Annotated in this window: 27 protein-coding genes; 10 read left to right on the top strand and 17 right to left on the bottom strand. The window is 70.5% G+C overall.

The window, feature by feature from the left end; all coding sequences use genetic code 11:
- Positions 1-167: 167 nt before the first annotated feature.
- The 4 genes from thiE to ABZ906_RS21170 are packed head-to-tail and all read left to right on the top strand — an operon-like array spanning position 168 to position 3,749.
- Positions 168-806, top strand: a complete 639-nt coding sequence (gene thiE / locus ABZ906_RS21185; protein ID WP_361384677.1) for a thiamine phosphate synthase — start codon at positions 168-170, stop codon at positions 804-806.
- Positions 803-1,654, top strand: a complete 852-nt coding sequence (thiD, locus tag ABZ906_RS21180) for a bifunctional hydroxymethylpyrimidine kinase/phosphomethylpyrimidine kinase (RefSeq protein ID WP_361384674.1) — start codon at positions 803-805, stop codon at positions 1,652-1,654. Before thiE ends, thiD begins: the two co-directional genes overlap by 4 nt.
- Positions 1,655-1,659: 5 nt before the next feature.
- Positions 1,660-2,349 carry a thiaminase II gene (gene tenA, locus ABZ906_RS21175; protein WP_361384671.1) on the top strand — a complete coding sequence of 230 codons (690 nt, stop codon included), beginning with the start codon at positions 1,660-1,662 and terminating at the stop codon, positions 2,347-2,349.
- Entirely contained in the window at positions 2,346-3,749 is a 1,404-nt protein-coding gene (locus ABZ906_RS21170; protein ID WP_361384668.1) for a cytosine permease, read from the top strand. Before tenA ends, ABZ906_RS21170 begins: the two co-directional genes overlap by 4 nt.
- A gap of 450 nt (positions 3,750-4,199) precedes the next feature.
- Here the strand turns inward: ABZ906_RS21170 and ABZ906_RS21165 are convergent, their stop codons facing one another.
- The 3 genes from ABZ906_RS21165 to ABZ906_RS21155 all read right to left on the bottom strand — a co-directional run bounded on the left by ABZ906_RS21165 (position 4,200) and on the right by ABZ906_RS21155 (position 7,132).
- On the bottom strand, positions 4,200-4,580 hold the full coding sequence (locus ABZ906_RS21165; protein ID WP_361384665.1) for an ASCH domain-containing protein: 381 nt from the start codon (positions 4,578-4,580) through the stop codon (positions 4,200-4,202).
- A 642-nt stretch (positions 4,581-5,222) separates the two neighbouring features.
- Positions 5,223-6,200: an AraC family transcriptional regulator gene (locus tag ABZ906_RS21160; RefSeq protein ID WP_361384662.1), complete on the bottom strand. Its 978-nt coding sequence runs from the start codon at positions 6,198-6,200 to the stop codon at positions 5,223-5,225.
- Positions 6,201-6,223: 23 nt separating this feature from the next.
- Entirely contained in the window at positions 6,224-7,132 is a 909-nt protein-coding gene (locus ABZ906_RS21155) for a zinc-binding dehydrogenase (RefSeq protein ID WP_361384659.1), read from the bottom strand.
- A 418-nt stretch (positions 7,133-7,550) separates the two neighbouring features.
- Here ABZ906_RS21155 and ABZ906_RS21150 point away from each other — a divergent pair, with 418 nt between their 5' ends.
- The gene (locus ABZ906_RS21150) at positions 7,551-7,766 is read left to right on the top strand and encodes a hypothetical protein (protein WP_361384656.1); all 216 of its coding nucleotides are present in this window, start codon (positions 7,551-7,553) and stop codon (positions 7,764-7,766) included.
- 98 nt (positions 7,767-7,864) lie between these two features.
- Here ABZ906_RS21150 and ABZ906_RS21145 read toward each other — a convergent pair whose 3' ends face one another.
- The 9 genes from ABZ906_RS21145 to mhpD form a co-directional block, all read right to left on the bottom strand.
- On the bottom strand, positions 7,865-8,086 hold the full coding sequence (locus tag ABZ906_RS21145; RefSeq protein WP_361191795.1) for a helix-turn-helix transcriptional regulator: 222 nt from the start codon (positions 8,084-8,086) through the stop codon (positions 7,865-7,867).
- Positions 8,086-8,577: a DUF2975 domain-containing protein gene (locus ABZ906_RS21140; protein WP_361191798.1), complete on the bottom strand. Its 492-nt coding sequence runs from the start codon at positions 8,575-8,577 to the stop codon at positions 8,086-8,088. The genes ABZ906_RS21145 and ABZ906_RS21140 overlap by 1 nt, the downstream gene beginning before the upstream one ends.
- Before the next feature lie 117 nt (positions 8,578-8,694).
- Positions 8,695-9,435 carry a class I SAM-dependent methyltransferase gene (locus tag ABZ906_RS21135; protein WP_361384653.1) on the bottom strand — a complete coding sequence of 247 codons (741 nt, stop codon included), beginning with the start codon at positions 9,433-9,435 and terminating at the stop codon, positions 8,695-8,697.
- Positions 9,436-9,713: 278 nt separating this feature from the next.
- Positions 9,714-10,487: a hypothetical protein gene (locus ABZ906_RS21130; protein WP_361384650.1), complete on the bottom strand. Its 774-nt coding sequence runs from the start codon at positions 10,485-10,487 to the stop codon at positions 9,714-9,716.
- 18 nt (positions 10,488-10,505) lie between these two features.
- Entirely contained in the window at positions 10,506-11,324 is an 819-nt protein-coding gene (locus tag ABZ906_RS21125) for an endonuclease/exonuclease/phosphatase family protein (protein ID WP_361384647.1), read from the bottom strand.
- A complete protein-coding gene (locus ABZ906_RS21120; RefSeq protein WP_361384644.1) occupies positions 11,321-12,622 on the bottom strand; it encodes a hypothetical protein in 1,302 nt (433 codons plus the stop codon). The genes ABZ906_RS21125 and ABZ906_RS21120 overlap by 4 nt, the downstream gene beginning before the upstream one ends.
- A 320-nt stretch (positions 12,623-12,942) precedes the next feature.
- Positions 12,943-13,956, bottom strand: coding sequence for a 4-hydroxy-2-oxovalerate aldolase (dmpG, locus tag ABZ906_RS21115; protein ID WP_361384641.1), 1,014 nt, complete (start codon positions 13,954-13,956; stop codon positions 12,943-12,945).
- On the bottom strand, positions 13,953-14,900 hold the full coding sequence (locus tag ABZ906_RS21110; protein ID WP_361384638.1) for an acetaldehyde dehydrogenase (acetylating): 948 nt from the start codon (positions 14,898-14,900) through the stop codon (positions 13,953-13,955). The genes dmpG and ABZ906_RS21110 overlap by 4 nt, the downstream gene beginning before the upstream one ends.
- Complete coding sequence (gene mhpD / locus ABZ906_RS21105; RefSeq protein WP_361384635.1) at positions 14,897-15,718, bottom strand: 2-keto-4-pentenoate hydratase; 822 nt, start codon at positions 15,716-15,718, stop codon at positions 14,897-14,899. The genes ABZ906_RS21110 and mhpD overlap by 4 nt, the downstream gene beginning before the upstream one ends.
- Before the next feature lie 183 nt (positions 15,719-15,901).
- Here mhpD and ABZ906_RS21100 point away from each other — a divergent pair, with 183 nt between their 5' ends.
- The gene (locus ABZ906_RS21100) at positions 15,902-16,648 is read left to right on the top strand and encodes an IclR family transcriptional regulator (protein ID WP_361384877.1); all 747 of its coding nucleotides are present in this window, start codon (positions 15,902-15,904) and stop codon (positions 16,646-16,648) included.
- 221 nt (positions 16,649-16,869) lie between these two features.
- Positions 16,870-18,033 carry an amidohydrolase family protein gene (locus tag ABZ906_RS21095; RefSeq protein WP_361384632.1) on the top strand — a complete coding sequence of 388 codons (1,164 nt, stop codon included), beginning with the start codon at positions 16,870-16,872 and terminating at the stop codon, positions 18,031-18,033.
- An 80-nt stretch (positions 18,034-18,113) separates the two neighbouring features.
- Here ABZ906_RS21095 and ABZ906_RS21090 read toward each other — a convergent pair whose 3' ends face one another.
- From ABZ906_RS21090 to ABZ906_RS21080, 3 genes are read right to left on the bottom strand one after another with little or no spacing between them, the layout of a single operon-like run.
- Positions 18,114-19,130 carry a VOC family protein gene (locus tag ABZ906_RS21090; RefSeq protein ID WP_361384629.1) on the bottom strand — a complete coding sequence of 339 codons (1,017 nt, stop codon included), beginning with the start codon at positions 19,128-19,130 and terminating at the stop codon, positions 18,114-18,116.
- Positions 19,127-19,999, bottom strand: a complete 873-nt coding sequence (locus ABZ906_RS21085) for an alpha/beta fold hydrolase (RefSeq protein WP_361384626.1) — start codon at positions 19,997-19,999, stop codon at positions 19,127-19,129. The genes ABZ906_RS21090 and ABZ906_RS21085 overlap by 4 nt, the downstream gene beginning before the upstream one ends.
- A 13-nt stretch (positions 20,000-20,012) precedes the next feature.
- Entirely contained in the window at positions 20,013-21,620 is a 1,608-nt protein-coding gene (locus ABZ906_RS21080; protein ID WP_361384623.1) for a bifunctional 3-(3-hydroxy-phenyl)propionate/3-hydroxycinnamic acid hydroxylase, read from the bottom strand.
- Positions 21,621-21,755: 135 nt separating this feature from the next.
- On the opposite strand from ABZ906_RS21080, the gene ABZ906_RS21075 reads away from it, so the two are divergent.
- Both ABZ906_RS21075 and ABZ906_RS21070 read left to right on the top strand, forming a co-directional pair.
- Positions 21,756-22,388, top strand: a complete 633-nt coding sequence (locus tag ABZ906_RS21075; protein WP_361384620.1) for a TetR/AcrR family transcriptional regulator — start codon at positions 21,756-21,758, stop codon at positions 22,386-22,388.
- 408 nt (positions 22,389-22,796) lie between these two features.
- Entirely contained in the window at positions 22,797-23,846 is a 1,050-nt protein-coding gene (locus tag ABZ906_RS21070) for an amidohydrolase family protein (protein WP_361384617.1), read from the top strand.
- A 224-nt stretch (positions 23,847-24,070) separates the two neighbouring features.
- Here the strand turns inward: ABZ906_RS21070 and ABZ906_RS21065 are convergent, their stop codons facing one another.
- On the bottom strand, positions 24,071-24,283 hold the full coding sequence (locus ABZ906_RS21065; RefSeq protein WP_361384615.1) for a hypothetical protein: 213 nt from the start codon (positions 24,281-24,283) through the stop codon (positions 24,071-24,073).
- 399 nt (positions 24,284-24,682) lie between these two features.
- A complete protein-coding gene (locus ABZ906_RS21060) occupies positions 24,683-25,288 on the bottom strand; it encodes a dihydrofolate reductase family protein (protein ID WP_361384612.1) in 606 nt (201 codons plus the stop codon).
- Between the two features lie 319 nt (positions 25,289-25,607).
- Between ABZ906_RS21060 and ABZ906_RS21055 the strand changes: the two genes are divergently transcribed.
- Entirely contained in the window at positions 25,608-25,928 is a 321-nt protein-coding gene (locus ABZ906_RS21055; protein WP_361191840.1) for a VOC family protein, read from the top strand.
- Positions 25,929-26,039: the final 111 nt, after the last annotated feature.

Genomic DNA, 26,039 nt, shown 5'->3' with positions numbered 1-26,039 from the left:
TCCTGGGGTCCGCCCCCCCCACCCGCCGTCTGATAGTTCCTGCGGACACACACCCGTATCCCTGCGGACAGCTCACGGTTCCTGCGCGTCAGGGCCCTGCCTTTCCCTGCACCTCCCGATGCGTTTCCCGCGCCCTTCCCCGGCCGGGTAACCCCAAGGAGCAACCCATGCGACCACCGCTTGACCTGTCCCTGTATCTCGTCACCGACACCCGGCTCTGCGGCGAGCGCGGTGTCGCGGCCACCGTGGCCGCCGCCGTCAAGGGCGGTGTGACCGCTGTCCAGTTGCGCGATCCGGACGCGGACGCCCGCACGCTGTGCGCGCTCGGGCGGACGATCCAGGCCGAACTCGCGGGCACCGGTGTCCCCTTGATCGTCAATGATCGTCTGGATGTGGCGGTCCGGTTGGGCGCGGACGGCGTCCACCTGGGGCAGCGGGACCTCTCCCCCATGAGCGCCCGGCGCCGGCTCGGACCCCGTGCCTACATCGGCCTGTCCGTCAGCCGTCCCGAACAGCTGGCGCACGTACCGGATGCCGTCGACCACCTCGGTGTCGGTCCGGTGTTCGAGCAGTCCACCAAGCCGGACGCGGACGCCCCGCTCGGTCTGGGCGGCCTGGCCGAGATCGTCCGGGCCAGCGCGCTGCCGTGCGTGGCCATCGGCGGGATCGGCGTGTCCCGGGCCGCCGCGGTCCGGGCAAGCGGTGCGGCCGGGATCGCTGTCGTCAGCGCGGTCTGCGGACAGCCCGACCCCGAGGCCGCAGCCCGTTCCCTCGTCCGCATCCCACGACAGGAGATCCCCGCGTGACCAGCCCGCCCATCGCCCTCACCATCGCCGCCAGCGACCCCTCCGGCGGCGCCGGCATCCAGGCCGACCTGAAGGCGTTCTCCGCCAACGGGGCCTACGGAACAGCAGTTCTGACCGCCCTGACCGCGCAGAACACCCGGGGCGTCACCGGAATCCATGCCGTGCCTCCGGCGTTCGTCACCGAGCAGCTCGACACGCTGTTCGCCGATGTCCGGGTGGACGCCGTCAAGATCGGCATGCTGGCCGACGCCGCGATCGCCGCAGCCGTCGCGGATGCCCTGGAGCGCCACCGTCCCCCGTACGTCGTCCTGGACCCCGTCATGGTCTCGACCAGCGGTCACCGCCTCCTGGAGGCCGATGCGGTGAGCGTGCTGCGCGAGCGTCTCGTGCCTCTCGCCGACCTCATCACCCCCAACCTCCCCGAGGCCGGCGACCTCCTCGGCACCGCCGCCGCCAAGAACCGCGCCGACGCCGTCGAGCAGGCCCGCGCACTCCTCCGCGCCGGCGCCCGGCGTGTCCTGCTCAAGGGCGGCCACCACACGCACGACGCACAATCCGTCGACATCCTCGCCGACGCGATTGACGCCGCTGACGCCACAGCAGCTACGGGCGCCTTGGGCGCGGGCGTCACCGAGCTGTCCGCGCCACGGGTGAACACACGCAACACCCATGGCACCGGCTGCACCCTCTCCTCCGCCATCGCCGCCCTGCGCCCGCAGCACGACGACTGGAACACCGCCGTCCGCGCCGCGAAGGACTACCTGACCGGGGCCCTGCGCGCTGCCGACACCCTGCACGTCGGCCACGGCCACGGCCCCGTCCACCACTTCCACCAGTACTGGAGCTGACCACCATGACCACGACCTTCTGCGACGAGCTGTGGACGGACACGGCCGACATACGTGCGGGCATCGACAAGCTGCCGTTCGTCACCGGCCTCGGCGACGGCACCCTGGACCGGGAGAAGTTCGTCTACTACCTGGCCCAGGACGCCCTATACCTGCGCGGTTACGCCCGCGCGCTGGCCAGCGCCGCCGCGAAGGCCGACCGGCCGCAGGACATCGCGTTCTTCGCGAAGTCCGCCCACGACGCCGTCGTCGTCGAAAGCTCGCTGCACCAGAGCAACGTCGTCGACGTCGATGCCTGGGCCCCCTCCCCCACCTGCACCGGATACACCTCCTACCTGCTCTCCGTGGCCCACACCCAGGGATACCCGGAACTGGCCGCCGCGGTCCTGCCCTGCTTCTGGATCTACGCCGAGGTGGGCCGGGGGCTCCTCGAGCAGGCCGGCGACCTCGCCGCCCATCGCTACGGCGACTGGATCGCCACATACGCCGACGAGGAGTTCGAAGCCGCCACCGAACACGCCCGCCAGATCGTCAACCGGCTCGCGGACCAGGCCGACCCGGCCACCCGCGCACGCATGCGTACGGCCTTCACCACTGCCTCCACCTGGGAGTGGATGTTCTGGGACGCCGCCTGGCGCGTGGAGTCCTGGCCGTTCGGCGCCGCTCCTGCCCGGGATGCGGAGCCCGCGAAGTGACGACCACCACCGATACCACCACCCCGACGCCGGCCCAGGCCCCGGCGAACGAAGCGCCGCTCACCCTCGACCAGCCCACCCCCAAGGTCCTGAGCGGCCTGGACCAGGGCACCTTCTGGGCCAATCTGGGGGTGAGCCTGCTCGGCTTCAGCGGCATGCTGGTCGTGCTCGACCCGCTGGGCACCGGCAGTCCGACCCTGTCGTTCGCCGCCGCCGTCACCGCGTCCGTCGTCGGCACCCTGATCGGCACCCTCGCTCTTGGCCTCGCCGCCATCACCGGGGCCCGCACCGGCGCACCCTCGATGGTGCTGCTGCGCGGCCTGTTCGGCGCGAAGGCCTCCTATCTGCCCACCGTCCTCAATGTGCTGCAGATGGTCGGCTGGGCCGTCTTCGAGCTGGTCGTCATCTCCACCGGCCTGAAGATCCTGGCCCGCCAGGCCTTCGGCGAACCGGGCCCCGGCTGGCTGTACGTGCTCCTCGCGGGCGCGGTCACCACCGCGCTCACGCTGCGCCCGCTCGGCGCCCTGCGCCTCATACGCCGCTACGTCACCGTCGCCGTCGTCCTGGCCATCTGCTACCTGGGCTGGGACCTGGCAGGGCGCGGCATCCCGATGGAGGGCGGCTCCTGGAAGGACTTCTGGTTCGCCGCCGACAGTGTGATCGCCGTGTCGATCTCCTGGCTGCCGTTGGTGGCCGACTACTCGCGCCACTCCCGCAGCGAGAAGGCGGCCTTCGGCGGCCTGGTCGTCGGCCAGACCCTCGCGGGCGTCGCGGGCTCGGTGCTCGGCGTGGCCGCCCTCGCGATGATCGCGTTCGACAGCACCGACCCGTACAAGGTCTTCGACCCCTTCACCGCCACAAGCGTCGGCGTGATCTGCTTCGGCGTCCTGGTGCTGCGCGAGGTCGACCAGTCATTCGCCAATGTCTACTCCACCGCCGTCTCCGCCCAGAACCTGCTCCCCCGGGCCGACCGCCGCATCCTGTGCCTGATCAGCGGCACCCTGGCCACCGCCCTGGCACTCCTGGTGAACATGGACAGCTACGCCAGCTTCCTCTACCTGATCGGCGCGGTCTTCATCCCGATGTTCGCCGTCCTCGTCGTGGACTTCTTCGTCCTCGGCGGCCACCGCACCTGGGACGTCTCCGAACAGGCCCCCACCCGCTGGGTCATGCTCGTGCCCTGGACCCTGGGCTTCGCCACCTACCAGCTGATCGCACCCACCAATATCGCCGGCTGGTCCGACATGTGGGCCTGGTTGCAGGACGCCGTGGGCCTCACCGTCCAGCCCTGGATGAGCGCCTCCCTGCTCTCCTTCGCGGTAGCGGCCCTCACCACGCTCGCGGTGGGCCGCGGGCGCCGAGACGTCGCAACGCCGTCCGAGGAGCCGCTCCCCGGATAGTGCCGGGCACCGCGGGTGTTGACCGGCCTGCCGACACGGGCGGGCCGTCCGGTCGCAGAGTGGATCCAATACCCGCCCTGCGGGGCCGAGTTGCCACGCAGCGGCACTGCATTGCGCCTCGTCGACGTCCGTCGGCTCCGCGGGCGCGTAGGACGCCGCCCAGCCCTCCGCATCGTCGGGCACTGGCCGGTAGCGGGGGGGCGGGGATCGCCGGAGCGGTCGAAGATACTGAAGCGCGCCGGTCCGTCGCCCGCCGTCTCCGGGCCCGTGCCCGGTGTCGGCGCATACTGCTCCGGCTATTCTGCGTCGCTCATGTGCACGTTCTCCCCTAGATGCCCGGCAATACCAGGTACTCCAAGAGCGCATTCGGCAGGTACGGCCCAACGTGCCCGACCAGTTGGTCGGCGGGGCAATGGGCAGGACTGCCGGAGAAGCGCTGCCGTGCCCGTCTCATCCGGACGAGGAAACGACCTTGAACGCCAGGCAGACAACCAGCGTGGCTTCGTCGACCGGGGAGTTCGAGGCTTCCCAAAAGGCGCGGTGACCGTTACGCCACTCCTCCAGCGAGGTGTCGCCCTCCCCCTCGGCGCGGGCGTGTTCCCATGTGACCTCGCCGAACGGCTTGATCTCGACCCCGGTGATTTCAACCGTGGCGACGGCCTGGCCATCGTTGCCGAGCAGCGCCAGCCGCTCACTGGCGTACTCCAGGCCCTCGGTCTCCGCACCGTATTCTGCCAACAGGCCGGTGGTGGCAACCTTGTGGCCCGCCAGCACCAGCGCGTTCAACTCCGCGCGCATCGGACCCGGCGTCCCCAGTTCCAGAGCACGCATACCGTTCAACCTCGGCCACACCGTCTCATCGCCTCACTCTGCTCAGCATTTCCATCTCACCGAAGGCTCAGCTGATCACAGCGGATGGCCGCCCCGCCACAAGGTATCCCAGCCGCCAGCCCACCTCCGGTCAACATGGTCTGTCTGCCGGACACCAACGGTGCTTCCGCAGCCCCGGCCATGAACGCAAGGGAGCCCGAAGGGCTCTCAGCTTGTCTTGGAACTTCATCAGGGAGTGATGTAGTCGCCCCACCAGAAGGTCGCGACGTAAGCGCGCCCCCATGCCTGTCTTCCTCGCCCGCCCCTGAAATAGACGACGACTAACGCCACGACGAACCAGGCCGTGAAACACCCCGCAACGAGCAAAGCCCGCCCAGGACCCGCGGCGACAGCGACGACGACCAGAGCAAGGACCGTCACTACCAGCCCGATGTGGCCGTCGCTGAAGACCCTGTCGCGCGCGCTGCCGCCTGCCATCAATGCCTAATCACCTTTGCCACTCAGAAGCGTGCTTCCGAACCCGAGATACCCGCCGCCATCACCGTGGAACAGCGTCAGCTTTCGCTTGACGCAGTTGTCTTCCGCTCCCACGTCGAGCTGGCAGTGAGGGTCTCGGAGCCACGGGCAAGCCGCCGCCCGCGCTTACGCGCCCGCCCGGGGCGCACCTGCGCTCGGGTCTTGTCGGTGATCGCCTGCCTGCGACCGCTTGCGCAGTCCAGAACGGTACTCGCCCGGGGGCACGCCCCGGGCGCGTCGGAAGGCACGGCTGAAAGCGTGCGGAGAGGCGTAGCCGACCGCGCCGGAGATCGATTCGACCGGCTCGTCGGTGTCACGGAGCCGGACGGACGCCAGGTCCATGCGCCACTGCGTCACGTACGCACCCGGCGTCTGTCCGAGGGCGGAGCGGAAGTGCCGGGACAGCGTCGTCCGGGAGACCGCCGTCGCGGCCGCCAGGGACTCGGTGGTCCAGGGGTGTTCGGGTCGGGCATGGACACAGGCCAGGGCGTCGCGCACGACCGGATCACGCATCGCTTCCAGCCATGAGCCGGGCTGCTTGTCCGGGTGGCGGGCCAGCCAGACGCGTACGAACTGGATGAGCAGAAGGTCGACGATGCTGTTGACGGCGGCCGTGGTGCCGATCTGCGGCTGCGCGAGCTCCTCCGTGAGAAGCTCGACGGTCTTCCTGAGCTGTGTGTTCTCCCGGCTCGTGACGTGCATCGGCCGGGTGAGGGAGGTGAGCACCGGCGTGCTCACCTCCGGGTCCTGCTCATAGCGCAGGACGAGCACTTCCGTCTGCGCCGGCGTCGAGCCCAGGTGCAGGGCGCTGCCGTCGGTGAGGGCCCGGTCCGTCGCCCTCCGATCACAGGGGCTCATCGTCGTACTGGACCCGCTGGCTATTCCGTGAGCGGTATCCGGCGACAGCAGAACGGCGTCTCCCGCCCGGGCCTCCAGGGGTTTCTCGCCCGGGAGGTGGAGCCACATCGTGCCGCGGGCCACTACGTGCAGTGCCGCTGCGGGAGAGGAGTCCAGCCACAGGCCCCAGGTTCCTCCGGCCTTCAGCACGACCCCGAGCGCCCCTCGCGCACCCGATACGCGCAAGGCCTCCGCGAGTACGTCCATGGTTCCATTCTCGTCGAGGGGCCTCAGCTCACGTCAAGAACGATCTTTCCGTGCACCTTCCGCGCGAACAGGGCCCGGACGGCGTCGTCCACGTCCCGCCAGTCGCCGCGCAGTCCGACCGGTGCCGTAAGCCTCCCGGCGGCCATGAGGCCCAGCAGGTCCGTCAGGTCCTCGCTGGTCGGCGTCATATCGCCGTAGGTGCTGATGCTGCGGGGTTCGCCGAAGCCGAACAAGGCCCCCGAGGGGAACGTGGTGTCCTGTCCCGAGGAGTATCCGACCAGGTGGATGCTGCCGCCCTCGGCGAGGGAATCCCACGCCCGGGCCAGCAGCGGCCCGCCGACCGTGTCCAGGACGAGGTCGAACCGGTCCTCGGTCTCGGCCAGGTCGGTCAGGACCTCGTCGGCCCCGAGCTCGCGGAGTCCGGCGGCCCGGTCCGGCGAACCCACCAGTGCCGTCACCCGGGCACCCGCCAGCGCCGCCAGCTGGACGGCGAAGTGCCCCACGCCCCCGCTGGCGCCGGTGACCAGGACGTTGCGCGCCAGCAGGGAACGCTTGCGCAGCACCCGCAGTGCGGTGACTCCCGCGATCCCCGGCGCGGCGCCGTCGGCCAGATCCACGCTCTCGGGGACGGTACCGAGCGAGGCGGGACTGACGGCCACCCGCTCCGCCCATGCGTGGGCAGACATGCCCAGCGCGACGCGCGTACCTTCGGGTGGCCCCGAACCGTCGGATGCGGCGCGCACTACGACGCCGGCCGCGTCGTGACCGTGCACAGCGCCGGCGGGCCACTGCTCCACGTAGTTCAGCTCCCCGAAGTTGAGACCGATGTGCCGTATCTCGACCAACGCCTCTCCGCTGGACGGCACGGGCTCATCGACATCGGCGAACCGGACCGGGCCGGCCTTGCCATGATCGACCACAAGGGCGCGCATGGGTGTGATTCCTTCGCTCGTGGATGCGCCTGAACACTCGGCGCGGCAGCGGACGGCAGGGCGCGAATGCCGCACTGCCGCCTCGTTGAAACCATTGCGCAGGGCCGGCACACCGACCAGCCCCGTAAGAACCGATCAGTTGACGATCTGTGTCAGTGCGGCTCGCGTGCGATGTCGAGCTCCGCACGCATTCGGCGAATGACGCCGTGACGGGCGAAGCCTCTGTCCGCTCTTCCCAGACGGTCGAGACGCTGCAACTCCATTGACCAGCGCGCTGTCGTCAAGGACGCGCTTGCCGTCGAACAGGCCGCCGGCGTAAGCGAACCTGTGGATTCCCGACCCAACTGCAGCAGCCCCGAGGTGAGGTGCGTCGCCATGAGGGGCACACCGTTACGGGAAGAGGCGCGATCATGCACGTATGGACCGCCCGGGTGACGCGAACCTCCGTACCTGGACGCTGCTCTGGATGGCCCTCCTCGCCGCCGACGCCCATGACCAACTTGCCTGGCTGGGCGAGCGGGAGCTGGAGTCGAGCGACGTCCTGGAAGAGGTGCAGCTCCGCTGCCGCGCCCCGTGCGGCCGGGTTCGCGCGACTACTGAGCATCCCAGGCCCCCCTACACGATCGTGATGTAGCCGGCGGTGAAGACCCGGCCCCGCGGGATACAGACCTCGCGGAACCGCCCGGCGTCAGGGCGGCGGCACCCGGCCCTTCCGGTCGGCTTCGTGCCGCGTCATCCGCCCGCGGGATTCTCCGCTTCCCAGCGCAGCAGGTCACCCGGCTGGCACTCCAGTACCTCACACAGCGCGGCGAGCGTCGCAAAGCGCACCGCCTTGGCGCGGCCGTTCTTGAGTACCGCCAGGTTGGCGGGTGTGATCCCTACGCGGTCCGCGAGGTCGCCCACGGACATCTTTCGCTTGGCCAGCATCACGTCGATGTCGACGACGATCGGCATCAGATCACCGTGTCCAACTCGGCCTGCATCTGGGCGGCTTCGACATCGCGCGCAACGGCCTGAGTGAGCAGCATCCGCAGCACGTACACGATGAGCGCGACCCCGAGGATGGCCAGGCCGATACCGCCCATGATGACGGTGACGCCCGGGTCGGCCCGCTGGCCCGGCGCGTTGAGGGCCGTGACAGCGAACCACAGGAGGGACGCCGCCACGATCGCGCCGATGACGGTGTCCACGTACCGGAAGGTGGCATGGGAGAACACGGTCCCGCGTCGCACCATCGTCACCAGCCGCCACACGCTGACCAGGGTGACCTGCCCCGTCACCATGCCCAGAATCACGATCACGCGCAGCGGGGTGAGCGGGAGCGATCCGTCCTCCGGGTCGCTCCCGCTGATCAACACCCATAGCATGCCTGCCTGTACGAAAACGGTGCCGACCAGCACCATCACGAGCACGGCGCGAAGCGCACGCACTGCCAGTTGTCCCATGACCCACCTTCCATCGAATTACGATGAGAATCTATCGATTCTCGATAGGTTAGGCAAGGTGCTGGACCGTTTCACTGCGGCAGGCAGCGGTGCCTCCTCGCCCCGGCGCGGCGACGATTACGGTTTGTGGGTGACCCAGAGCAGTTCCGCCGGCCAGCGGTGGGCCCAGTCGGTCGGATCGGTTGCGTTGTAGCCGTTGGGTGTCGCGGGTTCGGGCCGCGGCTCGATGAGGTCGTCGATGATGAGGCCGGCGCCGCGCAGGACCCTGACCCAGTCGCCGTAGGTGAGCTGATAGCTGCTCGCGCCGTCACCTTCGGCGATGGTGTGCAGCCCGAAGTAGTTCTGCTGCAGCACCGTGGTCACGCGGCTGGCGGCTTCGTCGTAGCACGCCTCGAACCATGGACTGGCAACGTTGAAGACCAGGCGCCCACCACGACGCAGGACGCGCGCGGCCTGCGGGACGGCCAGGTGCGGGGGCGCCCAGCTGAGCCCGCCGAAGTCGCAGAACACCAAGTCGAAGCTGCCGTCGGCGAAGGGGAGTTGTTCGGCGGCTCCTTGCACCAGCGGGTAGCGGGCTTCTCCCATTGCGTGGGCCGCTGCGGCAAGTTGGGCTTCGGACAGGTCTAGCCCGACGACGGCGGCGCCCTCTGCGGCCAGTGCCCGGGACCACTGGCCGGCGCCGCAGCCCAGTTCCAGGACGCGATTGCCGGTGACGTCGCCCAGGGCCTGCAGGTGCGCGTCGGGGATGGAGTACATGCCCCACAGCCGGGGTGCGGCGCCGATCTGCGGGTCGTGCTCGTGCTGATAGGCGTTGCTGATCTTGTTCCAGAGCCGCCGGTTGGCGGGGATGCTGTCCACGGGCCGACTCCAGCTTTGCCCGCCGGGGACGGTCAACACGGTCAGGGCACCGACCGGCCCTCGGCCCGGCCCCGGCCTATGACCCGCCGCCCCCGAAAGGGCAGCGCGAGGGCTGGCCTTTGCGGGTGCGGGAAGCAGTTCCCGCCATCGGGAATTCGAGTGATCATGGCGGGTCCCTCCCCGCGTGCGGGGAGGGCGGTCGTTGAAGATGCCCTCCCCATATCGGAGGGTGCCGGGTTTGCCGCCCCTTCGCGGCGGACCTTCTCCCACCCGCCCGTTCACCACGCGTCGAGTCCGCCCCCAGTCGAGGCGGTGTTCGTGAGGGACGCCGCCAGGGCCGTCAGGACCGAGCGGAATTCCCGCTCCGTCAGGGCGGCCTTGTGCACCGCGGTCGGGTGCCGGGCGGCGGTGCTGTACACGTCCGTGTGCGGGCGGCGTTCGGCTCCCGTCTCCAAGAACAGCGTCAGGGCCTCGCTGCCCGGATCGCACCAGGCGCGGTGCAGCGCGAGGGGGCCCAACGCATACGACGCGCCCGCGACGTAGCCGACCGTGTGCACGAGCCGCAGGCGAGTCGGGCCCCGGTGCACGAGCAGCCAGTCGGCGCCGTCCGCGGACAGCTGTTCCCGGTACGCGGTGACCGTGACGCCCCCGTCGTCCGCGGAGCCCTCCCCCGGCCCCTCGGACACATACAGTTCGGAGCGCAGCTCACCGCGCACCACCGCGGAGGCCAGCGCGGAACGGTGGTTGTGGATGTCCAGTCTCTCGTCCGGCCCGGCCGCCCGCCACGCGTGCAGCCGCAGGGTGTAGGGGTATCCGCCGTCGACGAGCAGCAGTCGCCATTGGCAGCCCAGAGTGTCGCGGTACGAGCGGCGCGCGCAGGCGGCAGTGGTCTCCGTGCCGGTCGCGAGTTCGGTGAGCATGCCCAGCAGGGTTGTCTCGTCCGCCAGTTCGGCCACCGCGGCGCGCCCCACGTCGAGCCGCCGCGCTTCTGGGACATCGCCGCCCAGCGTCGCCTCCAGGTGTTCGCGTGCCCGCGCCAGATGTTCTCCCACCCTGTCCACCCGCCTCCCTCAGGGACCACCACCAGAGCCCGAATGCGCTTCCTCGTAGGGGAGTTGGAAGACGGCCACACAGGCCAGGTGATCCGAGTAGTTGTCGACGGTCACCGACTCGGTGAGGACCAGGTCGGGGGAATGCAGGACGTCGTCCACGCTGCGGCCCCGCTGGGTGGGCCGTCCCTCGAAGGTGCTGGCCAGTGGGACGTCCAAGGTGTCGAGCAGAAGGTCCGAGGCGTTCGCGTTGAAGTCGCCGCACACCAGGAGTCGCCGCGGCCCGCCGGGCCGGTCCAGCTCGTCGGCGAGCGCGCGCCAGATCTCCTTGAACTCCGGCTCCGCCGCGTCACGCCGGAACAGGTAGAAGGGGAACGAGTGCAGCGACACAACATCGATCTCGGCCTCGCCCAGATCGACGGTGACGCGTACGTGGCCCTTGTCGTGGCTGTGGATCTCCTGACCGTCCAGGACGACGCGCAGCCCGGGGTTGGGCAGCACGTGCCGTTCCGTATTCCGCAGCGGGAAGCGGCTGGCCACGGCGACGCCGCTGCGGCGGCCCGGTGTGAACGAGGAAGCGTGCAGCGGATGCGCCGCCAGGTGCCGCAGCGGGGTCCGCCGCGCCAGCTCCGCGAGCAGTTCCGCGTGTCCGTGCCGGTCGAAACCCACCTCCTGGAACGCGGCCACGTCCACGTTCCGTTCGCCGATCATGGCGAGCACCTCCTCGGTCGCACGCGGGTTCGCGGGGCCCGCCCCGTTCGCAAAGGCGCCGCTCGAACCGTCGACCCCCTCGTGCAGGTTCCAGCTGACGACCGTGAGGGTGCGGCGCCGCGTGTTCACAGGGCCCCTGTCCGCTGGGGGCGTGGCGTGGCCCGCAGTGCGTACTCCCGCATCGTCACCGTCCCTTGGTAGGCCAGCCAGATCGGTTGCCTGCCGTCGTGCCATCGCCAGGTGCCATCCTTGAAGCAGTCGAGGGTTGATCGCGCGGTCGTGGCCAGCAGTTCGGGTGCCTCGGGCGCGCCGGGCAGCAGCAGCGCTCTCGTCACCCATGCCGGGGTGAAGTGGCCGACCAGCAAGGCGTCCACGGTTCCGTCCGCCATGGGCCGGCGCACTTGTTCATCCGTGAGTCGCAGGTCGAGGTCTGTCCCGCACAGCCATCTGAGTCCGGCGCCGGCCGCGCGGGCGAAGGGCTCCCCGTCCGGCAGCGCTCCGGCCGCGCGGTGCAGGGCCAAGACGGCACGCGCCGTGTGCGCGGCGGACGGCTCGATCGCGTGCACGCTCTCTCCCCAGCAGGCCGTGGCGCCACCTATCGCCGCCGCGCCGGGTCGGGCTGCGTCGGCCAGCCGGTGGACGAGACGCAGGAGCCCGGCGGACTCCGGCGCGATCTCGGCCAGGGCAGCCACGACGATCGTGAGCACTGTGGTGCAGTCCATGCCGAGCGGGTCCTCGGCGGGATCGAGCATGTCCTCCAGCACGCCGGTCAGTTGCGCCCGTGTCGCGTCGTCGAGGCCGCTGCGCACCATCGCGGCCAGCACCCACGCGGTGACCTCGGGCCGGCCGCGGTCCCGCTGCGTACTGGCCGCCCAGCCGCCGCCGGCTTTCTGCAGTGCGAGCAGCGAGTCGAGCACCCGGCGCCTGCGCACGCGCGGCTCGCGCAGGTCGCATGCCGAGAGCATGCGCAGCCCGTATGAGGTACCGATCGCGGTGGGAGGTATGTGGTGATCGTCCAGGTACTGCGACCACCCGGCCAGGTCCTCGCCGCGGTGTGACAGCACGCGAAACTCGGCCAGCACGCTGTGCGCCGAGTCGTCGACCAGGCGTCGCACGGAGACCTCCGCCGGAGGCAGGAGCGGTGCGGGCGGTTCCTGTCCGGCGGAGCGGTCCGTCCGCCACTGCGCCGCAAGCCGCAGCGCGAACCCCAGGCACAGCGCGCAGAGTCCGGCGAACAGGTACCGGAGCACGGAGAGGCTGAACCAGTCCTCCGGCAGCGCGTAGTCGAGCAGCGCCTTGTAGGCGACGAGCGCCGCGGCGAACGGCCCCAGGGCGAGGAGCGCGTCGGTGAGCCGCTGGACAGCCCCGGGCGCGGCGTGGGGCGAGGGGTCGGGGGCGGTGGCGCCCGTGCGGGTGTGGTGCGTCATCACGTCGCCTCCCCCGACCGGCCGCGCGCGAGCCGGTAGGCGGCAGGATAGCCGGGATGCCCCGCTACGTTCATGGGTGCTGCGTGATCCCCGCCCCGATCCCGCCCTCCACCACTCCGTACCGCCTGCGCTGCTCCACCGATTCCCCCTCTCCCCCTGTGCGAGGAGAGGGGGAATCGGTGGAGCAGCTGCCCGCCCGTGAATAGATCGGACAGCGGTGCGCTCGCAGGGCTGAGGTGCCCCCGGAGTGTGGCGGCGCCGGGGCTGTGCCGCGCGAGGGGTGCCGTAGGCAGATCAGGGCGGTCTGCCTACGGCGGTCGTCAGGCGGCCGGGTCGGCCGCGAGGTCGAGGGCGATGTCGGTGATCATGTCTTCCTGGCCGCCGACCATCTTGCGCCGTCCGGCCTCGACCAGGATCGCGCGGGTGTCCAGGCCGTAGCGGGCAGCCGCGGCTTCCGCGTGGCGCAGGAAGCTGGAGTACACGCCGGCGTAGCCGAGGGTCAGGGTCTCGCGGTCCACCCGTACGTCGCGGTCCTGCAGCGGGCGGACCACGTCGTCGGCGGCGTCCATCAGCGGGAACAGGTCGCAGCCGTGCTGCCAGTCCATCAGGTCGGCGACCGCCACGAACGCTTCGAGCGGGCAGTTGCCGGCGCCCGCGCCCTGGCCGGCGAGGGAGGCGTCGACGCGGGTGACGCCGTTCTCCACGGCCACAACCGAGTTGGCGACACCCAGGCCCAGGTTGTGGTGTGCGTGGATGCCCAGCTCGGTGTTGGGTGACAGGGCATCGCGGTAGGCACGCAGGCGGTCGCGCACGCCGTCCATGGTGAGGCGCCCGCCGGAATCGGTGACGTAGACGGTCTGGGCGCCGTAGGACTCCATCAGCTTGGCCTGCCGGGCGAGTTCGGCGGGCTCGGCCATGTGGGACATCATCAGGAAGCCGGCTACGTCCATGCCCAGGCTGCGGGCGGCGTCGATGTGCTGGGCGGAGATGTCCGCCTCGGTGCAGTGGGTGGCGATGCGGACCGAGCGGATGCCGAGGGCCCGGGCCTGTTTGAGGTCGTGCAGGGTGCCGATGCCCGGCAGCAGGAGCGTGGTGGGCACGGCGTGCTCGACCGCGCCGACGACCGCTTCGATCCACTCCCAGTCCGTGTGGGCGCCGACCCCGTAGGTGACGCTGGAGCCGGAGAGGCCGTCGCCGTGGGCGATTTCTATCGCGGTGACTCCGGCGCTGTCGAGGGCGGTGGCGATGGTGCGGGCCTGGTCGAGGGTGTAGCGGTGGCGCACGGCGTGCATGCCGTCCCGCAAGGTCACGTCCTGGATGTACAGGGAAGTCATCGCGCTGCCACCTCCGGGGCGCGGTGGGCGGCCATGCGCTCGGCGGTGCGCAGGGCGGCCGAGGTCATGATGTCGAGGTTGCCCGCGTAGGCGGGCAGGTAGTGGGCGGCGCCCTCCACTTCCAGGAACACCGACACCTTCGCGGCGTCGCCGGTGCGCGAGGAGTCAGGCAGCAGCGAGCGGAGGGGGTCGTCGGCGGCGACGCGGTCGAACTGGACCTGCTGTTTGAGGCGGTAGCCGGGGACGTAGGTCTGCACGCGGGCGGCCATGTCCTCGACCGATGCGGCCACTGCGGTGTCGTCGCAGTCGCCGACCAGGCAGTGCACGGTGTCGCGCATGATCAGCGGGGGTTCGGCGGGGTTGAGGATGATGATGGCCTTGCCGCGGGAGGCTCCGCCCACCTTCTCGATGGCCGATGAGGTGGTCTCGGTGAACTCGTCGATGTTGGCCCGTGTGCCGGGGCCCGCGGAGCGCGAGGAGAGGGAGGCGACGATCTCGCCGTAGTGCACCGGAGTGACCGCGGCGATGGCGGCGACGACGGGGATGGTGGCCTGGCCGCCGCAGGTGACCATGTTGACGTTGGAAGCGTCGAGGTGGTCGTCCCCGTTGACCGGCGGGACGACGTAGGGGCCCAGGGCGGCCGGGGTGAGGTCGACGACGGTGCGGCCCAGGGCGCGCAGGATCTCGTCGTGGCGGCGGTGGGCCCCGGCGGAGGTGGCGTCGAAGACGATCTCGATGTCGGCGAACTCGTCCAGCTCCACCAGGCCGTCCACGCCGTCGTGGGTGGTGGCGACCTTCAGCCGGCGGGCCCTGGCCAGTCCGTCGGAGGCGGGGTCGATGCCCGCCATGGCGGCTATCTCCAGGGACTCGGAGAGCCGCAGAATCTTGATCATCAGGTCGGTGCCGATGTTGCCGGATCCGATGACGGCAGCCTTCGTGGTCATGCGCCGGCTCCTTGCGTACGGGCGGAAGCGAACGTGGTGGCCACCGTGCCGAGCCCCTCGATGCGGGCCGTGAACTCGTCGCCCGCGGCGGCGGGCACCATCGGGCCCAGCGCACCGGTCAGGACGATGTCGCCGGCCCGCAGCGGGTCGCCCAGGCCTGCGAGGGTGGAGGCGAGCCAGAGGGCGGCGGTGAGGGGGCTGCCCAGGCAGTCGGCGCCGGTGCCCTCGGAGACCGTCTCGCCGTTCTTGGTGAGGGTCATCTTCACGGTGTGCAGGTCGACCCGGTCCAGGGGGACGGGGGTGCCGCCGAGCACGTACAGGCCGCAGGAGGCGTTGTCGGCGACGGTGTCGACGATGGTGATGTCCCAGTCGGCGATGCGGCTGTCGACGATCTCCAGTGCGGGCAGGGCGAAGGCCGTGGCGCGCAGCAGATCGGCAACGGTCGGCGCGGTGTGCGGCAGATCGGCGTCGAGGACCAGGGCGACTTCGGCCTCGACCTTGGGCTGCAGCAGCCGCCCGGCCTCGATCGGCTGTCCCTGCGCGACCGCCATGTCGGCGAACAGGGCGCCGAAGTCGGGCTGGTCGACGCCCAGTTGCCGCTGGACGGCGGGCGAGGTCAGGCCGATCTTGCGGCCGACCAGACGCCGGCCGGTATCGACGGCGCGCTCGACGTGGAGTTGCTGCACGGCATAGGCGGCTTGAATGTCCGCCTCGGGCAGCAGGGCGCGCACCGGCGGGCAGGGCACCCCGGTGCGGGCGGCCTCCTGGAGGGCTGCTGCCGCCTTGGCCACGGCGCCGGAGGACTTCGACTGGCTCATGCCCGCCTCCCGGGCGCCGTGGGGCGGTGGTGCGAAAGGGGCATGGGGTTACCTCCGGGCGGCTGAGCGGTGCGATCCGGTTCCGGGGCGCTGTCGGCCCGCTTCCGGCAGAGGCAGGTATAGAGCGAGGGACCGCAGTGCGGCAAAGTATGTTCCATGACACGGAACAGCGAGCAGGGCAACATGCTGGACAAGGCGGTCCTTGTCCTGGACGTTTTCCGCCCGGACGGCGGATCGTTCCGTCTGACAGAAATCGCGTCCCGGGCAGGGCTGGCCAAGACGACCGCCTTCCGCCTCTGCGGGGATCTGGTGCGCCTGGGGCTGCTGGAGCGCCAGGGCGAGGTCTACCGCCTGGGCGGCAAGCTCTTCGAGCTGGGCTCGCTGGTGCCGCGCCGTCACGATCTGCGCGAGACGGCGCTCCCCTTCCTGCAGGACCTCTTCGAGGCGACCCACGAGACAGTGCATCTCGGCGTGCGCGAAGGGCACGAGGTGGTCTACGTGGAGCGGATCCACGGCCACGATGCGCTGGCGCTGCCGTCCCGCATCGGCGGCCGGCTGCCGCTGAGCTGCACGGGGGTCGGCAAGGCCCTGCTGGCCTTCTCCGGCGAGGAGTTGACCGAGGAGGTGCTGGCCGGGCCGCTGCCCCGGCTGACGCCCCATTCGGTGACCGACCCCGCGCGGCTGCGTACCGCGATCGAGCAGATCCAGGTGTCCGGCCTCGCCTACGAGGAGCACGAGGCGGCAGTCGGCGTCAGCTGCATCGCCTCACCGGTCTTCGACGGTCCCACCGCGGTGGCGGCGCTGTCCGTGGCGGTACCGCGGGCCCGGTTCCGGCCCGCCCAACTGGCCCCGGCCGTGCGGACGGCCGCGCTGGGGCTGTCCCGCGTGCTGCGTTCGGGCCGGGACACGGCTGAGGGCAACCGGCACTGACCAGGTCCTGCGGGCCGCAATCTCGCCGCGTCCGACTCATTGACCCCGGCACCCACCCCTCTTACTGTATCGACCGCTACAGAATTCCGTAGTGAACGCTACATGAACGGGTGTGTCCGCAGCGACGCAGACCCGCCGGTCCGGCATGTCCGCTCGGCACCGACGCCGGGCCCGCTGACGGTTCACGTCTGTGTCCCGCTGCCCACAGTGAGGTGTGCCCCATGACCGGTACCGAAACCGAAGACGACGCTCAAGGCCTGAGGCGACGGGGGCTCCTCAAAGCCGCCCTGCCGCTCGCCGTCACCACCGCGGCGCTCGAGGCGGCACCGGCCCGCGCCACATCGCCCAGCCCGACGGCGAAGGCGTCTTCGCGGCGGAGCCGGGACCGCATCGACGTGCACTGCCATCTGATCCCGGACTTCTACCGGCAGTCCCTTGCCGCACACGGCATCACCGAGATCGCCGGGGTGCCGGTGCCGGCGTGGAGCCCGGCCCTCGCGGTGGACTTCATGGACCGCTACGGCATCGAGACACAGGTGGTCTCCGTCTCCGAACCGGGGGTCACCTACCTGGACTCCCCCGCCGAGCAACTGGCCATGGCACAGCGCCTGAACACCTACATGAGCCGTGAGCTCGTGCACGGATCCGCCTACCGCAAGGGACGCTTCGGCGGCTTCGCCGTCCTGCCGCTGGGCCGCAAGGTGACCGCGAAGGACGTCCGCGCCGCGGCGGCGGAAGCACGACGGGCGGTGCGCGAGCTGGGGCTGGACGGCGTGGGCCTGTTCAGCAGCTACGGCGGAACCTACCTGGGCGATCCGGTCTTCGAGCCGTTGCTGCGCACGCTCGACGAGCTGCGGGCCATGGTGTTCATCCACCCGGTGACGCCCTCGGCCTACCCCGATCTGGGGCTGCCGCCGTTTCTCTACGAGTTCACGTTCGACACCACGCGGGCGCTGGTCAACATGCTCTACAAGGGCGTGTACACGCGGCATGCGCGCATCCGCTGGCTGGCGGCCCATGCCGGCGGCACGCTGCCCTACATCTCCTACCGCACCAGTCTGCTGACTCTGACTCCCGCAATCGCCCAGCAGTTCGGCTCCTCCAGCGCCGCGGAAAGCAGCCCGCACTTCCGCGGCCTGTTCTACGACACGGCGCTCTCGCCGGCGCCTCAGGCGATGAAGTCGGTGCAGGAGCTGGCGGGCACCGAGCACATTCTGTTCGCCACCGACTGGCCGTTCACCAGCGTGCTGTTCCCCGGGGCCGGGGATCCCGCGCCTCAGCTGGACGACACATTCGACTCCCGCGAGCGTCTGGCCGTCGAGCGGGGCAATGCGCTGGCCCAGTTCCCGGCGCTGGCCGCACGGATCGGGGCCGGCACGAGGTAGCCCTCTGCCGGGCATGCCCGGTTGATCCGGTGGGCCGCGACCGGCGTTGCACGGTCGCGGCCCACCGGTGTGACGTGGCGTCAGGCGTCCGGGATGCCGTTGCCGCTCAGCTTCGCCACGGTGTCCTCGGAGCGCGCCAGCGAGCGGGCGCCGGCGCGGAATTGGTCGAGCTTGTCGACGATGGTCTGGCCGACGGGAAGGTGGCCCCAGACGCTGATGCCCTGGTGCGTGGTGGGTTCCCAGGTGTTCTCGTCGATGACGATCGGGTTCCAGCCCACTTCCCATTCGAAGCCCGAGGGAGTGCGGGCGTAGTACGACAGTTCCTTGTCGTTGGTGTGCTGGCCGACGGACAGGGCCATGTCGAAGCCGAGTTCGTGCACCCGCTGGTAGCTCCGGGCGACGTCGTCGAGAGTGGCGGCCTGGATGTTGAGGTGCTGCACCCGGGTGCGGATGGGGTCGATGGGCAGGCCGCGGGTGGCGGCCACCGCGATGGAGTGGTGGCGTTCGTTGACGCGCAGGAAGCGGATCTTGAGTTTGATGCCGCTGATGGTCTCGTCGATGTAGTCGGTCAGGCGGGCGTCGAAGACGGTGTTGAAGTAGCCGCGGATCCGTGTCGGCTTGGTCGAGGTCAGCGCGACATGTCCCATGCCGGAGTCGCCCGTGACGAAGCCCGAGGCGAGCATGCGCAGCGGCTCGGCGGCTCTGACAGGGGTGGTGTAGATCTCCTGGGCGATGCCTTTGGGGCCGGGGAAGCGCAGCAGGCGCTCCACGCCGCGCAGGGCCGCTTCCTCGTCGGTGCCGCGCGTCAGGGGCACGCCGTGGGCGCGGATGCGGGCTTCGATCTGTTCGAAGGAGGTGTGGTCCGCGATGTGCCAGCCGATGGCGATCACGTCTTCGGCGGGGCCTTTCCGCAGCAGGAAGCGGCATTCCTGGTCATCGAGCCGGAAGCGCATCAGGTCGCGGGAGACGTCCTCGTGGTGCATGCCGATGGCGTCGGTGCCAAAGCGCCGCCAGTCGGCGAAGCGGTTGGTCTCGATGACGAGGTAGCCGAGGTGGACGGCGCCGAAGACGGACGGGGCGATGGTCTGGGTGCTCATCGGTGACCTGCCAGGAAGTCGGAGCAGAGACGGTTGAACAGTTCGGCGCGTTCGAACTGGACCCAGTGGCCGGTGTTGGCCACCACGTAGAGGTCGCAGTCGGGCATCTGCTCGGCGAGCATGCGGCCGCCGGAGGGCCGGTTGACCTTGTCCCGGGCGCCCCACAGCACGAGGGTGGGCACCGGCAGCCGGCGCAGGCGGCGATCCCGGGTGAAGTCCATCTTGACCAGCGTGCGCAGGGCGTTCGGGCCGGAGGGGCGGCGCAGCGGCGGTGCGGCGATCACGTCGGGGTCGATGCTGGCCTGGTAGCGCTCGTCGATGGCGGCGTCCGGCACGTCGGCCGCGTTGAAGACGAGGTAGTGGCGGATGAATTTCTCCAGCTTGAGCCGGGAGGGGCCGTTGCCGCTGTAGTAGTTGAGCAGGCTGTTCAGGCCGGGGGTGGGCAGGGCGCGGGTGGTGCCGATGCCGCCGGGACCCATCAGGACCATGCGGTCGACCCGCTCGGGTGTGTCCAGGGCCAGGCGCAGCGCGCAGGCCCCGCCGTAGGAGTTGCCGACCAGATGGGCCTTGTCGAGGCCGAGTTGGTCGAGCAGGCCGCGGATGCCGTCGGCGAGGTGTCCGAAGGGGTCGGCGCCGTCGATGCCCTTGGTGCTGCGGCCGTAGCCGGGCAGGTCGGGCACGATGACCCGGTGGGCCCGGGCCAGCGCCGCGATGTTGCGGGCGTAGTTGGAGACGCCGGAGGCGCCCGGGCCGCCGCCGTGCAGGAGCAGCACGGGCGGGCCTTCTCCGGTCTCCGCGGCGAAGATCTTCCTTCCGCCGATGTCGTAGGTCGTCTCGTGCATCGTGGGCAGGGCGGTGGTGCTCGTCATGGTGTCGGTGTCCTCACGGGGTGGTGGACGCGGCCGGGCGGGCAGCGGTGCGGGGTGCGAAGTCCCGGGGTGGTGGCGGAAGCAGGCCCGTCGTGGCGGCCGCGTAGACGTAGGCGTCGGGCCGCAGCGCGAGCGTGGCCGCGCGGTGTTCGCCCATCCACGCCAGCAGCACGTCATCGGTGTCGACGAGGGTGCCTTCGGCCGGTCGGCTGCCGGCCGGGGTGAGGGTGATCGACGGCACGCCGAGGCGGTCCCAGGCGGGTTGCGGGGTGGCCGTGCGGGCGTGCAGCAGCAGCCACCGGCCGGCCAGTGCGTCGTCCAGGCGCACGCGGTTGCCGCCGGGGTCCAGGACCCGGGGCTGGGGGATCTGGTGGCCGGTGGCCTTGGCGCGCGGTGTGGCCTGGAGGCCTGCGTCGTAGTGGGCCACGGGGATCCACCGGGAGTCCTGCATCCAGTTGGCGAAGCCGGGCACGCGGTCGAGTACGCGCAGGGTGCGGTCGCGCACCCGGGTGAGGGCCGGACGGCGCTCGGTGATCATGCGTCCGACGAATACGGCCCGTTTGGTGACTTCCATGACGTGCGGTTTGCGTTCGGTCTCGTAGCTGTCGAGCACGCTGCCGGGCAGCTCGCCGCGGAGTACGGCGTCCAGCTTCCAGCAGAGGTTGGCCACGTCCCGGACACCGGCGGCCATGCCCTGGCCGATCCAGGGCGGCATGGCGTGCGCGGCATCGCCGGCGAGGAAGACCCGGCCGACACGGAACCGTGCGGCGAATCGGACGTGGTGGCTGTAGACGGTGGCCCGCAGGACCTCGATGCTGTCGCGGCCGATCCCGTACCGGGAGATCAGCTGGTACACGGCGTCCTCGGTGACCAGGTGCTCCTCGTCGTCGCCGGGCAGCAGCGGGAACTCGTAGCGGTGGTGACCCAGAGGCGTGGGGCAGTCCACGGCCGGGCGGGCCGGGTCGCAGTGGAAGCGCAGTTTGTCGTGGTCGGGCCAGGGCTTGAGCATCTTGGTGTCGATGACGACCCAGCGGTCCTCGTACGTGCGCCCCTCGTATCCGATGTTCAGCTGGGCGCGGGTGAGGCTGGAGCCGCCGTCGGCGGCGATGACGTAGGACGCGCGCAGCCTCTGGACGGAGTCGTCGTGTGTGCCCGCCAGGGTCAGTTCGACTCCGGCCGAGTCCTGGCGGACCCGCAGGCACTCGTGCTCCAGGAGGATCTCGACGTTCGGGTACCGGTCGACGCCTTCGCGCAGCACCTGCTCGAGCGCCGGCTGGTAGATGAACATCTGGGGCGGGTGTCCGTGCCCGCGCGGGGTCGGCCGGGCGCTGAGGAAGGGGCGCCCGGACGCGTCCACGAAGTCGACGGGGCGCTCGGTCAGCATGTCCTGCTTCAGCCGTTCGGCCAGGCCGACGCGCTGCCATATACGCACCACCTCCTCGTCGGTGGAGATGGCCCGGGCGCGGGTGAAGATCTGCGCGTCGCGCTCGATCACCACGACCTTCAACCCCGCGGCGCCCAGCAGGTTGGCCGCTGTCACCCCGGTGGGCCCGTACCCGATCACTGCCACGTCATAGGCGTCGTCTGCGGGTCTGCTTTGCGGTCCGTCGTCGTCTTTCACCTGGGCACCTCGCTGGTGGTGTCGCCGCTTCCGCCACATCGCATTGCTGTAGCGTTCACTCCAATTGGAATGACTGCTACGGTAAGCAGAGCGACGGATACGGTCAAGGGCAGCCGTTCCAGGGAGGAAGCACCCATGACCAAGCCCCAGCCGACCCGCAGGAAGCGCGCGAACGGAGTCGAATCCCGCCAGCGCATCCTTGATGCCACTGTTGAGATCGCGGGCGAGCGCGGTTACGAGGGCACGTCGATCGCGGCGGTCAGCGCCAAGTGCGGGCTGCCCGCCAGTTCCATCTACTGGCACTTCAAGGACAAGGACGACCTCATCGCCGCAGTGATCGAGCGCAGTTTCGACACCTGGCTGACAGCCCTCGTCCTGCCGGGCGAGGACACGGGCACCCCGCTGCAGCGCGTCGTGGCCATGGCAGGAACCGTGGCCAAATCACTGGTGGACGCGCCCGACTTCCTGCGCCTGGGGCTCATGCTCGCCCTGGAACGACGGCCCACCGAGCCGCGGGGACGCACCGTCTTCCTGCAGGTCCGCGAGACGGCCCGCACAAAGATCGCCGAAACAGCCCGGACCCTCTTCCCCGATCTCGACGAGGCGGCCCTCGAGAACCTCGCGACCTACGCGATCGCGGGCGCCGACGGCTTGTTCGTACAACGAGAGATCAACAAGGACGCCGTCGACCTGGTGGCCCTGTTCGAACTGCACGCACGGCTGGTGTTCGAGGCGGCCGCTCGCCTCACGGAAAGCAGCGAGCCGTGACCTCAGCCTGCGCGCGGGCCCGCCAAGCAAGCGGCCTGCCGTACGAAGCGGACCACCGGCCCGGCCGCACCGCCCGCCGGCCACGGGACCGCCCCGCGACGGGCCGGGAAGGCGTGCGGGCGTATCCGCGGCGCCGTCACGACGGCCACCGCGGGATCAGCGCCCCGAGCATGCCCGGCGGGCCGGCCCGGGCGCCCGCGCCCACTACTGCCCCCGGCGCCCGGAGCTGCCCTGCCGGGCGAACGGCCATGTGCCGCCCGCCGCCGGGGCGCACCCGCAATGTGCTGCGCCGCCGCGGTCGCCAGCCCCGCTCTCAGACTGCGCTTTGAGCCGAGCCCGCACCGGGCCCGGCGTCCACACCCCGTGGCACCGTCACCGCCGCATCTTCTCCCGCAGGAAGGCCGCGTCATGAGCCGCTCTCCCCAACGTATCGACGTACACCAGCACATCGTGCCCGCGTTCTACCGCGAGGCGCTCGCCGCGGAAGGCATCGGCGAAGCCGGCGGCCGGGCCCTGCCCGCCTGGAGCCCTGACACGGCGCTGGACGTGATGGACCTGCTGGGGACGCGGACCGCGATCCTGTCCGTCTCCACGCCCGGGGTCGGCTTCCTGCGCGAGTCCGGTCAGGCAACCGCCCTGGCACGCCGCCTCAACGATCACGTAGCGGAGCTGTGCGCCGAGCACCCCGGACGGTTCGGCAGCTTTGCCACCCTGCCCATGCCCGATGTGCCGGCCGCCACCGGGGAGGCGGTGCGCGCCCTGGACGAATTGCAGGCCGACGGTGTCACGCTGCTCGCCAACAACGAGGGGTCCTACCTGGGGGCAGCGGGGCAGGAACCGCTGTGGCGCGCCCTGGACGAGCGAGGGGCCGTGGTGTTCGTCCATCCCGCCGAGCTGCCCGCCCCCGCGGTCGAGGGCATCCCACCGTTCGCAGCCGACTTCCTGCTGGACACCACGCGCGCCGCCTACCTGCTGGTGCGCAACGGCATCATCCGCCGGTTCCGCAACATACGGTTCATCCTCAGCCACGCGGGCGGCTTCGTGCCCTACTCCTCCCACCGCATGGCCGTGACCATCGCGAACGACACCAAGCGCAGCCCGCTGGACGTACTCGACGACTTCCGGGCCTTCTACTTCGACACGGCCCTGTCATCCAGCCCTGCCGCACTGCCCACCCTGCTCGCCTTCGCCCAGCCCGGCCACGTGCTGTTCGGAAGCGACTGGCCCTTCGCCCCAACTCCCGCGGGCCAGTACTTCGCCACCGGCCTCGACGCCTTCGCGCCCCCCGGGCCGCTCCGGTCCATCAACCGCGCCAATGCCGAGGCGCTCTTCCCGCGCCTGGCCACCGGTTCTCCATCTCCGGCCCCCGCCCGCCCGGTTACCCTCCGGGTGCGCAGGGCAGCCCAGCATGCCGCAGCGCGCTTCTTCTTCAAACTCGTCCAGCCGGGCACCGACTAGGGCGTTCGGCCCGTTCCCAGGCGGTGCGACGCGCATGCTTGCCCGACGGCCGCACTCGGAGCACGGCGAAACGCGAGGTCGTCGCGCCCTTGCTGCCCTGGCGCCGGACAACGTCTCGGAACGGCAGACCGCCCCGCTCTGCTTGTTCGCACTGCCCCACCCGTGTACATCGTCCATGCCTGTGCACATCGTCCATGGCTGCCGCCGGCCCAGGGCCCGCTGGTCTACGCGGCTTCGTAGCGGTGCGCGCGGCCGCCCCGCCACTCCACCCAAGCCCCGTCATCGAGCAGCCCCTCCGCGTCCGGCAGACCAGCTCGGCGCAAGAACTCGATGACGTCGGCATCCGAGTGCGCAAGGCCGAGGATCTGCCCGCGCGCCGTCACCCGCCGACCCCCTGTTCGCGACGGCGGATACACGACTATCGGTGCGGTGGGCATACCTTCAGCGTCCCTCGAACGCACAGGCGACGCATCTGCACTCGATACCGGGGCACCAGCACCTCAAAGCCCCCGTGCCCAGACCTTGCGCGGGGGCTCGCCGCACTGTCGAGAGCACCCATGTACCGAGCCGGCTTCAGACCGGCAACCACGGGTACCCGGCCGTCGGCAACGCGGCAGGAAGCGAGGCGCGGCCGCCGCCGAGTCGCTCCGAACAGCGGCGGCGGCCGGCCGGGCGCGAGAACCTGCCCCCATCGGTTGTTTCGCTGCAGAGCATGGCCCCGGCCGCTACAGGTCCTCATTCAGTGCGCACCCATGGTCGTCCGCCCTCTACCAGGTCCTGCTCCGCGCCTGCCGGCCCCGGCCTGGCGGCCGTCCACACCAGCGGACGGGACGACGTCACGCAGGGACGCCCAGCGGCGGGTGCTCCAGCACGCGGGGCTTGTACTCGACCAGCTGGATGCGGCCGTCGAACGTACGGTGCTCGGTCATCTCCAGGGCAACGTCCGGATAGCCGTCGTAGATGCGTTCTGCGCCTGTGGCCCCGGTGATCACCGGGAACATCACGACCCGGAAGCGATCGACGAGTCCGGCTCGCAGCAAAGACCGGCACAGGCTCAGGCTGCCGATCGTACTGAGAAGCCCCGAACCACTCGACTTCATGGCGCGGACCGCCTCGACGGCGTCATCGCGGACGAGCCTGGAATTCGCCCACTTCAGCGGCTCCTCGAGCGAGGAGGAGAACACCACCTTGGACGCCTGCGTGAGCTCGTCGACGGACGCCTCCTCCTCGGGCCTGAACTCCTCCTGGCCATCGGGAACCTCACCCGCGGCGAAGCCCGACATCAGGCGGTAGGTGTTCGCTCCCATCAGGTAGGTGACCTCGGGCTGCTCGCCGAGCCACGCGAGGTACTCCGGGCCCTCCAGGCCCCAGAACCCGGGCCACCCCTCCCCCGATGCGTAGCCGTCGAGAGAAGTGATGAAGTCAACGAGAAGCTCCGACATGGCGGTGTCCCTTCTTAGGCTGTCACGAGCTTGGACCGGCCGAGGGCCACAAACTCATCGGCCGGGCCGTGGAGCAGCGAAAATCCCCAGCGAGAATCCCCATCCACGCCCACCGAGCCGGCCCCGCGAGGTCGGGCAAATGAACTCAACTTCCCTGGCGGCATGCGAGATTGGGATCAAGGGCGCCAACGGCGCCTGGCCTCAACCGCACCGGCGAGAACAGCGCTACCTCCTCCGATGAGTTTCTGTCACAGGAGTGGTCCTTGTTCCGAAACGACTTTGAGGAGCGATCCGAGTGGACCTGTACAGCGTCATGTGTGTGAGTGACCGGACCAAAGCACTGGAGTGGTTCGCGGTGTTCTTCGGGCGCCCGGCAGACGAGATCATCGGCGAGGAGCACCTGTGGCGGGTCGGTGAGAACGCGTGGGTCGTCGTTGACGACCGGGACGTACGCGCCGAGCGAGTGGGCGGAGCCATGATCACGCTCGGCGTGCACGACCTCGACGACATCCTGGCCCGACTCGCCGCACACGGGATCGACCACGAACCGGTCGAGACCTACAGCAATGGCGTACGCCACGTCGTCGTGCTGGATCCCGACGGGAACAGTCTCTCGCTGGCCGAGGCGCCCACCCAGTGAGCCCCCTGGGGCGGCCACTGGGACGGCGAGCCGCGTTCGCCGATGACTTCGCGGATTGTGCCGACAACGGGACACGGCTGCCTATACGAATGAAGCCGTGGATCCACACCG

It is taken from the genome of Streptomyces sp. NPDC046925 (genome assembly GCF_040644915.1).
Classification (GTDB): Bacteria; Actinomycetota; Actinomycetes; order Streptomycetales; family Streptomycetaceae; genus Streptomyces.
Note: the sequence above shows the minus strand (reverse complement) of the source record. Positions and strands in the feature narration are given on the sequence as shown.